Here is an 11,550-nt window from a genome sequence, read left to right on the forward strand (position 1 = left end):
GCCATCCAGGGCCTCCCGCTTCCCCGTGCCCCGCTGGGCGGAACACGAAAGAGCGGAATTCTAGCGGGACCGGATACGACTTGCAAGTACGAATTCAGGGTTTTCCTTAGCGACCCTTGCCGAGGCCAACTGCTTCGTCGAAACAGCCGGCGTCCTCCTCAAAAATCAGTGCCCGCTCAGCCGCGCACTCATATAAACGACATCGCTCAACTCACGCCGCCACATGCCTACGCATTACCCGCTCGACCAGATTCAGATAGTGATCGAGATCGGGTGTCGCGCGATCTTTCACCTTTGCGCGATCGTCCCAACGACGCAGCCTCAACGCATCTTCCGCGTAGGGCTTTTGCAGAAATGCCTCGGCATCCTCCCTGCTGAAGATGCCGCCCTGCAACTCGAGACTGCGTACCGAATCAGCGGAAAGCTGGCCGAAGTAGGTAGCATCGATTGCGCAGAGGCAGCGCTTCGCGTCGACGTGCAGGCGAATCGGCTCCAGCACCGCGTCCGACAACACCGGCCGCAAAAAAGGCAGCGCGTAATACTGATGCAGATCGTCGATGCCGTGCTTCGTCGGCGTCTCCCCCTGCAGGTCCAGCAGATGTCCAAGATCATGCAAAAACGCCGCCGCGACCAGCTCCTCGCTCGCGCGCTCTTCCTCGGCAAGCGCGCCGCTCTGCAACGCGTGCTCGAGTTGCGTCACCGGCTCGCCACTATATGCGAGGCGGCCGTGTCGCTCGAACAGCGAACGGATATCGTCCAGATTCAATGCCATCCGTTACTCCCACGGTAATGAATACGTCTTCTGATTGGTAAAGCGCTTCGTTGCTTCCTGCACGCTTTCCTTGTGGCCAGGCCCCGCGTCCTTGATACCGCCGAGCAGCATCAGCTCGATCCGGCAACCCGGCACGCTCCATACGTTGACCGCCCGCGCAATTCGTTGACGATGAACCGCGTAATCGCGTCCTGCCGGTTCGCGCAATACGCACGACGACAAACCGAACGGCATCCCGTTGCTGATTCCGATCGCTTCGTCGAGCGTATCGAATGCGATGACCAGCGACGCCGGGCCAAATGGTTCCTCCCGCACGAGCCTCATCGACCAATAGACGTTGTCGCGCAGGGTCGACGCGTATACCGCGCCGCTACGTTCGTTGCTGATGTGCAAACGCGCGCCTTTCCATGCCCACACGCCCCGAGCAGCTACGCGGCAGCAGCGGTGGCATCGATCACCGTACCGATCCTAAATCGACGCCTCGAACGGATCGCCCTACGCCCAGGCACACGCTACCCCGACGACCGACGCCCGCAACTCCACCGCGCCGCGCTCACGACAACGACGCCACCCCATTCAGCGCGACATCGAAAACATCGAAGTTGCGCAGCCTCGCCGCACCGCGGCCGTCATCGGAAACCGGCCTCCCGATGCGCCGGTTGAACAGCAACGGCACCTCCTGCTCCGAGATCCCGCCATGCGAGCGCAACGGCACGGTCAGCCCGGACAGATCGTGCTCGTCGCGGCGCGTGCCGAGCACGACGTGCTTCGCGCCGATCACCACGAGGTCGCCGACACGATCCTCCGGCAATTCGAAGCGCGCGCATGCGGCGCGCCGGTCGAGCACGACGTCGATTCCCGGCAGACGGCCAATCCGCGCCATCACGGACTCAACCTCGACATCGCGCGGCAGATAAACCGTCGCGAACGAACCGAGCGCGCCATGATGCACGACGTACGGATCGGTAATCGGCAGAATCACGCGCGCCGTATTCGCGCCGAACCAGTCGTCGAGCAGGTCCTGCAGATAAATCACGTTCGGCTCGCCGGTTTGCGGATCGTGCTTGGCGTTCATGCCGTGATCGGCAGTGAGGCCGATCACCCAGCCGAGCGCGTCGAGCTGCGCGAGATAGCGGTCCATCATCGCGTAGAACGCGTTCGCGCCCTCGGTGCCGGGCGCGCATTTGTGCTGGATGTAATCGGTGGTCGACAGATACATGAGGTCGAGCCTGCGCGTCTGCGCGAGCCGCACACCGGCCGCGAACACGAATTCCGACAAGCCGGCGCTATACACGTCGGGCAACGGCAAGCCGACCAGATCGAGCACGTCCTCGATGCCGTTTTCCTCGCGCGTCACCTTGTCGGCCTTTTCGGCCGAAAAGCAGATGCCCTTCAGCTGCCAGCCGAGCAGGCCACGCAACTTGTCCTTCGCGGTGACGACCGCCACCGCGGCGCCTGCCTCGGCGGCCGCCGCGAGCAGCGTGGGCGCGCGCAGGTACGCGGGGTCGTTCATCATCACCGCCGCACCCGCGCCGCCGTCGGCGTCCGGGTTCCAGAAGTAATTGCCGCAGATGCCGTGCACGGACGGCGGCACGCCGGTCACGATCGAGAGGTTGTTCGGGTTCGTGAACGACGGAATCACGCAGTCGCCGCGAAAAGCCGCGCCGCCTTCGAGCATCGAGCCGATAAACGGCGCGACGCCGATGGCGGCCGCGGCTTCCAGATACGCGAACTCGCAGCCGTCGACGCAGACGACGACGGTCGGTTGCGAAGGCAGCCGATAGCGGCGCCCATTGACGTCGATCGTACGTTGTCCGGAATGTGTCATAACAGGGATTTCCATCGGCGGGAATTTCGTTGTGAGTCAATCGTTGCCGGAACCGGCATGGCCGCTGTGCCGCTACCGCTTCGCCGTCATTTTCCGCGCGCACCGGACTCGCACCCGGCCGCCATGCTCCCGGCCGCGCGAACCTCGCCCGCTCCACACGCCGCATGCGCACGCAACCGCCCGTCATGCACATGAGCATGCATCAACGCAGCCGCGCGCCCGGCGTCGCGCGATGCGAGCGCGTTCAGAATCGCGCGATGCTCGGCGAGCGAGCGCTCCATCGCGTCGGCTTCCACCGCGAGCGCCGCGCGGCGAAACAGGCTCAATTCGCTGACCAGCCGCCGATACGTCTCGTACAGCTTCGCGTTACCGGCCGCCGCGACGATCGCGTCGTGAAACGCGACGTTCGCGCGGCCATACGCGTCGCGATCGTGCGACGCAAGCGCGGCGCGCATCGCATCGAGCCAGTCGCGCAGCACCGCGAGCCTGCCCGCGTCGATGCAGGTCGCCAGCATCCGGCATGCGGCCTCTTCGAGCAGCGCGCGCACAGCGTAGATCTCGTCCGCCTCGGCGAGCGACACCGTGCGCACGAACACGCCGCGATTCTTCTCCGTGCGCACGAGGCCCGCCTGTTCGAGCGCGCGAAAGGCTTCGCGCACCGGTCCGCGCGACACCTGCAGCCGCGCCGCCCAGTCCGCCTCGTTGAGCTTGTCGCCCGGCGCCAGCGTGCCATCGACGATATGCCGCTCGATTTCGTCGCGCACCAGCGCCGTCAGCGAATGCCGGCGCACGACCTCGATGGGATCGACGGAAGCAGACTGCATATTTTCGGTCATTTTGACAAAATTTGCCGCCTCACCTGGGCGCTGCGCTACGCTAGTCGGCATACCGCACGGGCTCGCCTCCGTCAGATCACGACTACGGCCGCCGGCCAGTCCAATCAGCCTCCGAGCCGAACCGGCAATCAGCCGCCCCGCCGACGCGGCGCACGCGCCGCGATCAGCAGCAACGCGACCAGCGAAACCAGCAGCAGGATCAGCGACAACGCCGAAGCCGGCAGGTAGTAGCCGCGCTCGACCTGCCCGACCACGACGATCGGCACCGTCGCGAAACCCGGCGGATACACGGTCAGCGTCGCGCCGAGTTCGCCGAGCGACAGCGCGAAGCCGAGCGCGAGGCTCGCGCGGATCGCCGGCACCAGTTGCGGCAGCACGACGCGGCGCAGCACCATCGACGGCGGCGCACCGAGGCTCGCCGCCGCTTCGCGCAGCACCGTCAACTCCGGGCGCAGCGCCGCCGCGGCGCAGCGGTAGCAGAACGGCAGCACCAGCGCGAGCTGCACGAACACGACGATCGCCGCCGAACTCGACAGATCGATCGGCCGCTTGTGATACGCGATCAGCACCGCGAGGCCGAGCACCACGCTCGGCACGCCGTTGGGCATCATCGCGATCGTGTCGACGAGCGCGCCGAGCCCGCGCCGGTCGCGGCCCTCGAGCGCGAGCGCAAGCCACAAACCGAGAATCGTGCCGAGCACCGCGACGCCCATGCCGACTTCGAGACTCGTCGTCAGCGCGTCGAAGTCGCTCGAACCGAGGCGTTCGAACCAGCGCATGCTGAAGCCGTCGGGCAGGATCGTGCCGGACCAGTGCGAGGCGACGCTCGACAGCGCGACCACCAGTACCGGCAGCACGAACAGCCAGAAGCACAGCAGCGCGGCGAAGCCGAGGAACAGACTGCCCAGCACGCGCACCGCGAGGTTGTGGCGCACCGGCCGCGCCTTCTTGTGCATGACCGGCAGCACGGTCGGATCGAGTTCAACGGCCATGACCGGCTCCTTTCTCCTTGCGGCTATTGACGCGCCGGTACAACGCGTAGAGCGACAACGACATCAGCAGCATCACCACGGCGCCGGCGGCGGCGGTCGGCAGATCGAGATCGACGGTGGCGGCGCTGTAGATCGCGACCGGCAGCGTAATCAGATGCGCGCTGCCGAGCACGAGCAGAATGCCGAACTCGTTCAGGGTCAGCAGAAAGCACAGGATCGTGCCGGCCGCGATGCCGGGCCACGCGAGCGGCAAGATCACCCTGAACGCCACCATCATGCCGTTCGCACCGAGGCTGCGCGCGGCCTCGATCAGACGCTGGTCGAGCAGCGCGAACGACGCCAAAGTAGGACGCACGACGAACGGCGTATAGAACACCACTTCCGCGAGCACCACGCCGCCGATGCCGAACAGGAAATCGAGCGGCGGCGCCTGCAGATTGAAGAGCCGCTGCAAGCCGATGCTGACCGAACCCTGCGAGCCGTACAGAAAGATCAGCGTGAACGCGACGAGAAACGACGGAAACGCGACGAACAGTTCGAGAAACCGCGTGACCATGCGTGCGCCGGGGAACGGCTTGAAGAACAGCAGCGCCGCGAGCGCCACGCCGAGCAGCGAGGCGAGGCTCGCGCTCGCGAACAGGATGCCGAGCGTCGTGCCGATCACGCCGCGCGTATCGGGATTGCCGAAGAACGTCGCATAGGCCTGCGCCGAAAAGCCGTGCGCACCGCTCAGGCTCAGCAGCACGAGTCGCACGAGCGGATAGATGACGAGCGGGCCGAGCACCACCACGACGATAAACAGCAGATGCCATTGCGCGAGGCGTTCGCGCCGCTTCACCGCAGCCGCGTGTGCCGCCGCGCTCGCGAGACGGCGCGCGGCGGCGGCGTCGTTCGGGACACCGAGCGAATTGGGCGTATCAGGGCTTGATAAGGACGACATCGTCAGCCTCGTAACGCAGGGAAACACGCGCGCCCTTCTCCGGCATCATGCCGTGACCGCGCTGCATCGTGACGAGCACGGGTTCGTTCGGCAACGCATCGAGCACGACCGACACCGACACCACCGCGCCATACCACTCGACCGACGCGATCGCGCCGTGCAACTGCCCTTCGCCGAGCGGCACGATGCGCAGCGCCTCGGGACGCAGACAGGCGACCCGCTCGCGCTCGTTGTGGCGCGCGTCGTCCATGCCGAACGCGACCTGCGGCGGCAGCAGATTGGCCGCGCCGAGATAACGCGCGACGAAGCCGTCGGCGGGCGTGTCGTACAACTGCTGCGGCGTGCCGAGCTGCGCGATGCGGCCCTCGCGCATCAGCAGCGTGCGGTCGGACAGCACGAGCGCGTCGTCCTGATCGTGCGTCACGCAGACGATCGTCAGATTCGGCAGGCGCTCATGCAGCGCCTTCAGTTCGGAGCGCACCGAGGCGCGCAGATTGGCGTCGAGCGCGGAGAGCGGTTCGTCGAGCAGCAGCACGTCGGGCTCGATCACGAGCGCGCGGGCCAGCGCCACGCGCTGCTGCATGCCGCCCGACAGTTGCGCGGGCATCACGTGGCCGGCGTCGCCGAGCTGCACGAGCTTGAGCGCATCGGCGACGCGGCGCGCGACGTCGCGCGCTGGAACCCTGCGCGCGCGCAGGCCGAACGCGACGTTCTCGAACACCGTCAGATGCGGAAACAGCGCATAGCTCTGGAACAGCAGACCGAGATTGCGCTTGTGCGGCGGCACGTGCGTGAGGTCGTGGCCCGCCACGGTCAGCGTGCCGGCAAGGCCGTCCGCCTCGATGAAGCCCGCGATGAAACGCAACAGGGTCGTCTTGCCGCAGCCGCTGCGGCCGAGCACGGTGAGCAGCTCGCCGCGCTGGATGGTCAACGACAGATCGTCGAGCACCGTGCGCGTGCCGAAGCGCACCGTCAGATGATCGATCTGCACGCCGCCGGACGCATCGGAACGCGCGGCGTCGAGCGCATCCGATGAAGCGCCAGGCGCATTGGGGTGAGCGAGACTGGCCGTATTCACCGGGTCTTCCTCCAACAAGATTAAAGCTGATGCGGCGCCACGCGCGACACCCGGGCCATTGCATCGGCCCGGCCGCCGGCACGGCGCCGCCTGAATCCAGGCAAGTCCGGCTGCGCCGAGCACGGCGCGCGACCGGACGTACTTCAAACGCGGCCCGCTTCGGCCGCTTATTTCGAGCGACTCTTTCAGCCGCCCGGTTCAGCCGCTGATTGCGGCCGCTGAGTGAGACTGCTTATTGAAACCGCTTATTGCGGCTTGACCACTTCGAGCTGCTTGCCCGACGAACCGATCACGTCGTTCTTCCAGCGCGTGGTCCAGTCGGCCTTCTTCGCCATCACCTGGTTCCAGTCGACCGGGATCAGCTTCACTCCTGTGATCGCCTGCTTGACCGCTGCGCCGTTCTTGCCGGCGAGCGGCACGTCGGTGCGGCCCGGAATGCCGAAGATGTCCGGCACCTTCGACTGCACTTGCGTCGACATCAGGTAGTCGATCAGCTTCTTGCCCTCGGCCTGGTTCGGGCCGTTCTTGATCAGCGCGATCGCGTACGGCAGCTGGAACGTGGTCGGCTGGCCGCCGGGCGCGGCCGCGAGGAACACCGGCTTCAGCGACAGGCCGCCGTTGGCCGCGTCGTCGAGGTCCATCTGCAGGTCGCCGTTGGCGACCGCGATTTCGTTGCGCGAGAGCAGCACGTCGAGGTAGCCCGTGCCCTTGGTGTGGAACTTGGCGCTCTGCTCGAGCTTCTTCAGATAGTCGAACGCCTTGTCCTCGCCCATCAGCGCCGAGGTCAGGATGATCACGGCCATGCCGTCGCCGGCGGTCGCCGGGTTCGAGTAGGCCACCTTGCCGCTAAAGTCCGGATGCAGCAGGTCCGCGAAGGTCTTCGGCTGGGTCTTCGTGACTTCGGGGTTGATCGCGAACGAGAAGTAGTTGTTCACGAAGGTCGCCCACGCGCCGTTCGGCGCCTTGGCGATGGCCGGCACGTTCTTGTAGTTGGCGCTCTGGTACGCCTGCAGCAGCCCGCCCTGGTCGGCCTGCTGGATGAACGGCGGCAGCGTGACGAGCACGTCGGCCTTCGGCTGATCCTTCTCGATGGTCGCGCGGTTCACGACTTCGCCGCTGCCCGCCGTGACGATATTGACCTTCACGCCTTCCTGCTTCTCGAAGCCCGGCAGCACGTCCTTGTACAGATTTTCGAGGCCGTCGGCGGTGTACAGCACGACCGCGCCGGCCGCATGGGCCTGCATTGCCATGCCGCCGAACGCCGCCGCGGCGACCAGCGCCGGCAGCAGTTTGCGCGCGAGGCCGGCCGTGGCGTGAAGGGAATTCGTCTTTTTCATGTCGCTCTCTCCGAAAGGCAAAAAAACCAGACGGTCGGGATAACCCATACCTGTAGTGATTGAATGGCGGCACGCGCCGTTTGCATGTTGCTCGCAGCCGTTGCCGCGCCGGTCTCCATCGATTGCAGATTGCCGACAACTTCGCCGCATCCCGCTCCGCCTGACCGCCAGCCCGTCTCCGATACTCACGCTGCCAGCCATGCCTGAATGGGCACGGCAAGAATCACAGGTTTCGATGACAACGCCGTGACTATTCCGCCGAATTCCAAAAAACGACACAATTTGCCAACTCAGGCCAACTCGCGCGAACCACGGCGCGACCGGGCGCGCGAGGGTCCGCGCACCGCATCCATGCCGATCGTACGTGGCGAAAATGACGCTGTGTGCAGGATGCGCCGCGAAACCCGGGTGACGGCAGCGGCGCCGGCTTACGCCGGTTCGCGCGGTGCGCTGAGCGGATTCGTGGCATTTGCCGGTTTCGGCGGCACTCGCCTCGCCCGTAACGGGCGGACAGGCGTTCGGACAACGGCGCGTATTGTGCACGCCCACCCGGAATCCTGCAGCGAGCCGGGGAGCCTTTTTATCGAGCTTTTGGCGGATAAGGAACGGAATCCGCCGCTTTGCCTCGGGCAAGGCCGGCGAGCGGGCCGGCAAGCGCAACACGGACCGCCGCCGCCCCGCTCGCCGCCAGCGACCGGACTCAGGCGATCAGAATCTCCGGCCCATGCGCCGTGATCGCCTTGCCGAGCGCGCGCTCGGGCGCCAGCTCGGTGACCAGATAACGCGCCGACTCGATACCGTTGATGCGCACCGGCGTCACGCGGCCGAACTTCGAGTGATCGGCGACGATCACGACCATGTCGGCCGCGGCGATCATGCGGCTGCGCACTTCGGCGGCCATGCGGCTGTAGTCGCTCAGATAGCCGTCCGGCGAAATCCCGCCCGCGCCGATGAACGCGAAGTCCGCGTGGTACTGCGTCAGCTGGTGGACGGTGTCGAGGCCGAACGTGGCGTCCTCGATATCGGACAGCTCGCCGCCCAGCAGCGTCACGCGGTTGTCGTTGCGCCGGCCGAGCAGCAGCGCGATACGCCAGTCGTTCGTATAGACCGTCAGCCGGTGCCGGTCGAGCAGCGCGCGCGCCACGGCCTGGGTCGTGCTGCCCGAATCGATGATCAGCGATGCGCCGTCCGGCACGAACTCGGCCGCGCGCTCGCCGATCGCGCGCTTGGCGCCGGCATTCTCGGCTTCGCGTGTATCGAGGTCGGGCTCGCGCCGCTCGTTCGACAATGCGCCGCCGTGCGTCGTCACGAGCAGGCCGCGGCCGGCCAGGGCGTTGAGATCGCGGCGGATCGTTTCGCGCGATACGTTCAGTTCGCGCACCAGTTCGGCAACCGAAAGCGCGCCGTTTTTTGCGACTTGAGCGAGGATGTATTGATGACGTTGTTCTGCAAGCATCGGTGAAGGGCCGCGAGCGGCACGCCTAGGTTTCGTCGTAGTTGAGGAAGGCCGCTGTATTGTATTACGCGTGTCATGCATCATGGCCCGACGAACGCGCCAACCGGCGCCCCGACCTGCTAACCTTGACGCGCCAGGACCGGCCATCGGGCAGACGCGCGGCACGCAGCGCCGCTGCCGCTGTTGTCGTCACCGTCGCCACCGTCGTCATCGCCCCGACCGCGTCCGGCACCACGCACCCCGCCTTGCCGTCAACCGAACTACCGATGCCGCCACTGTTTCGCCGTCTACTGCTGCTATCCCACGCGCTGCGTTACGGCGCGCGCCTGATCTGGCTCGCCGCTCCGCGCGAGCACAAACTGCACTGGATGATCGAGCTGGTCAGCCGCGTGCATGCGTCGGAGCGCGGTGGCGCCCAGCTGCACGGCGTGCTGCCGGCGCTCGGGCCGCTCGCGAGCCGCTTCGCGCAGACGCTCGCCGAGCGCCCCGAACTCGCGGCCGGCACGCTGCACGACGCGCTCGACGCCATCGATCACATGGAAGAGCCGCTCGCGCCGTCCGCGTCGCAGGAAGCGCTGGCGAAAGCGTTCGGCCGCCCGCTCGCCGAACTGTTCAGCGCGGTCGACCTCGTGCCGGTGCGCAGCGGCTTCGGCGAGCAGACGCATTTCGCGCGGCTCGCGACACCGGTCAAGGGCCACCACGAGGTCGCGATCAAGCTGGTGCGCACGCAGCAACTGCAACAGATCGGCGACGAACTCGCGCTGCTGCGCTGGGCCGCGCGCTGGCTCGAAAAGCTCTCGCGCACGGCGCGCCGCCTGCAACTGCGCGCGCTTGCCCAGACCTTCACCGACGACATCCTGCGCCGCTTCGATCTGCGCGCCGAAGCCGCGAACCTGAGCCAGACCGGCCATCATTTCGACGGCGACAAGCGCATCGCCGTGCCCGACGTGATCTGGGAACTGTGCACCGCCCACACGCTGACGATGCAGCGCATCAACACGCTGCCGGCGAGCGACCTGCCCGGCCTGCACGCGCATCGCATCAAGCTCGCGCCGCTTGCCGCGCATATCGTCGAGGTGGTCACCGAGCAAGCGTTCGAGCACGGCTTCTTCCACGCGACGCTCGATGCGCGCCGCGTGCGCGTCAGCATCGAGCCGGACACGCTCGGGCGCCTCGTGCTCGCGGAGTTTTCGATCATGTCGACGCTGTCGAGCGGCGAGCGCGAATTCTTCGTGCACGGCGCGACCGCGCTGTTCGACCAGGATTACGGGCGCCTCGCCGGCATGCATCGCGATGCCGGACACGTGTCGCACGACACGCGCGCGGAAATCCTCGAAGCCGAATTGCGCACGCGCGCCGAAGCGCATTTCGCGGCCGCGCCCGAGGACCGCTCGGCGGGCTCGCTGTTTCATCATCTGCTGCACGGCGTGCTGCCGTTCGACGGCCACGTGCCGGGCCGGCTCGCCACCGCGCAGCGCTCCTTCCAGCAGGCGGAGACGCTGGCGCGCGCGCTGCATCCGGGCGTCGATACGTGGAACATCGCGCGCGGCGTGCTCGCCGATATCGCGCGGCGCGACCTCGATCATCGCGGCTGGCTCAAGCGCATCTCGCACGAGCTGCCGCATCTCGCGCACATGCTGCCGCGCGTGCCGCAACTGGCGGTGCGCTATCTGCAGCAGCAACACGATCGCGCGCGCACGCCGCAGCAGAACGCGCAACTGCTCGCGGAAATCGCGCGCGAATACCGCCGCACGCGCTGGCTGCTGTGGGGCTGCGTCGTATGTGGCGGTGCAATCGGTGCGGGGGCGGTGTTGCTGATGTGGTGAGACGGCACGGGGAGCGGGGTTCCGGTGCGTACGCCGGGGCGGCCTGGGCGGCCGTTTCGGCACATCTTTGGGTGAGCCGTTTCGACAGCCGGCCGCTGCCTCGGCCAACGCAACGACCGCTGCCAAGGCCGCCACGCGCGGGCGTTCATTACCTCGCCCGCATCCGTTCAGTTGCAGCCTCGAACAAGACGCGCGGCACGTCCGCCGGCAAGATGGCGGCTTTTTCACGCCGCCCACCTTCGCCTCGGCACGTCGCCATGCTCGCATCCCTTATCGCCGCCGTCTTCGTCGTGCTGTGGTCGACCGGCTTCGTGGTCGCCCGCGCGATCACGCCTTACGCCGATCCAAATCTGTTCCTGCTTGCCCGCTTCGGCGGCACCGCGCTCGTCTTCACGCTTGCCGCGCTCGGCGCGCGCGCGACATGGCCTCGCGGCCGCGACCTCGGCAAGCATCTGGCCGCGGGCGCGCTGCTGCAAGGTGTCTAT

10 protein-coding genes and 1 pseudogene are annotated in these 11,550 nt (G+C 66.9%); 2 read left to right on the forward strand and 9 right to left on the reverse strand.

Annotated features, from left to right (window positions below; genetic code table 11):
• Positions 1-211 precede the first annotated feature (211 nt).
• The 9 genes from GXB81_RS28705 to GXB81_RS28745 all read right to left on the reverse strand — a co-directional run bounded on the left by GXB81_RS28705 (position 212) and on the right by GXB81_RS28745 (position 9,239).
• Positions 212-772, reverse strand: a complete 561-nt coding sequence (locus tag GXB81_RS28705) for a phosphonate degradation HD-domain oxygenase (protein ID WP_205990985.1) — start codon at positions 770-772, stop codon at positions 212-214.
• A gap of 3 nt (positions 773-775) precedes the next feature.
• Entirely contained in the window at positions 776-1,165 is a 390-nt protein-coding gene (locus GXB81_RS28710) for an aldehyde dehydrogenase family protein (RefSeq protein ID WP_205299428.1), read from the reverse strand.
• A gap of 160 nt (positions 1,166-1,325) precedes the next feature.
• Positions 1,326-2,600, reverse strand: coding sequence for a phosphonoacetate hydrolase (gene phnA / locus GXB81_RS28715; RefSeq protein WP_205990986.1), 1,275 nt, complete (start codon positions 2,598-2,600; stop codon positions 1,326-1,328).
• An 86-nt stretch (positions 2,601-2,686) separates the two neighbouring features.
• On the reverse strand, positions 2,687-3,436 hold the full coding sequence (locus GXB81_RS28720; protein ID WP_167285779.1) for a phosphonate utilization associated transcriptional regulator: 750 nt from the start codon (positions 3,434-3,436) through the stop codon (positions 2,687-2,689).
• Positions 3,437-3,564: 128 nt separating this feature from the next.
• The gene (gene phnV / locus GXB81_RS28725) at positions 3,565-4,428 is read right to left on the reverse strand and encodes a 2-aminoethylphosphonate ABC transport system, membrane component PhnV (protein ID WP_167049587.1); all 864 of its coding nucleotides are present in this window, start codon (positions 4,426-4,428) and stop codon (positions 3,565-3,567) included.
• Complete coding sequence (locus GXB81_RS28730; protein ID WP_205990987.1) at positions 4,418-5,368, reverse strand: 2-aminoethylphosphonate ABC transporter permease subunit; 951 nt, start codon at positions 5,366-5,368, stop codon at positions 4,418-4,420. Before GXB81_RS28730 ends, phnV begins: the two co-directional genes overlap by 11 nt.
• Complete coding sequence (gene phnT, locus GXB81_RS28735) at positions 5,346-6,446, reverse strand: 2-aminoethylphosphonate ABC transport system ATP-binding subunit PhnT (RefSeq protein WP_167049591.1); 1,101 nt, start codon at positions 6,444-6,446, stop codon at positions 5,346-5,348. Before phnT ends, GXB81_RS28730 begins: the two co-directional genes overlap by 23 nt.
• Before the next feature lie 245 nt (positions 6,447-6,691).
• Complete coding sequence (phnS, locus tag GXB81_RS28740; RefSeq protein ID WP_167049593.1) at positions 6,692-7,783, reverse strand: 2-aminoethylphosphonate ABC transporter substrate-binding protein; 1,092 nt, start codon at positions 7,781-7,783, stop codon at positions 6,692-6,694.
• A gap of 700 nt (positions 7,784-8,483) precedes the next feature.
• Positions 8,484-9,239 (reverse strand): DeoR/GlpR family DNA-binding transcription regulator, encoded by a 756-nt coding sequence (locus GXB81_RS28745; RefSeq protein ID WP_167285780.1) that lies wholly within the window; start codon positions 9,237-9,239, stop codon positions 8,484-8,486.
• 266 nt (positions 9,240-9,505) lie between these two features.
• On the opposite strand from GXB81_RS28745, the gene GXB81_RS28750 reads away from it, so the two are divergent.
• Both GXB81_RS28750 and GXB81_RS28755 read left to right on the forward strand, forming a co-directional pair.
• Positions 9,506-11,065 (forward strand): AarF/UbiB family protein, encoded by a 1,560-nt coding sequence (locus GXB81_RS28750; RefSeq protein WP_205990988.1) that lies wholly within the window; start codon positions 9,506-9,508, stop codon positions 11,063-11,065.
• A 257-nt stretch (positions 11,066-11,322) separates the two neighbouring features.
• Positions 11,323-11,550 (forward strand): annotated as a pseudogene (locus GXB81_RS28755) (EamA/RhaT family transporter); the annotation flags it as partial.

It is taken from the genome of Paraburkholderia sp. Ac-20336 (assembly GCF_017105025.1).
Taxonomy (GTDB): Bacteria; Pseudomonadota; Gammaproteobacteria; order Burkholderiales; family Burkholderiaceae; genus Paraburkholderia.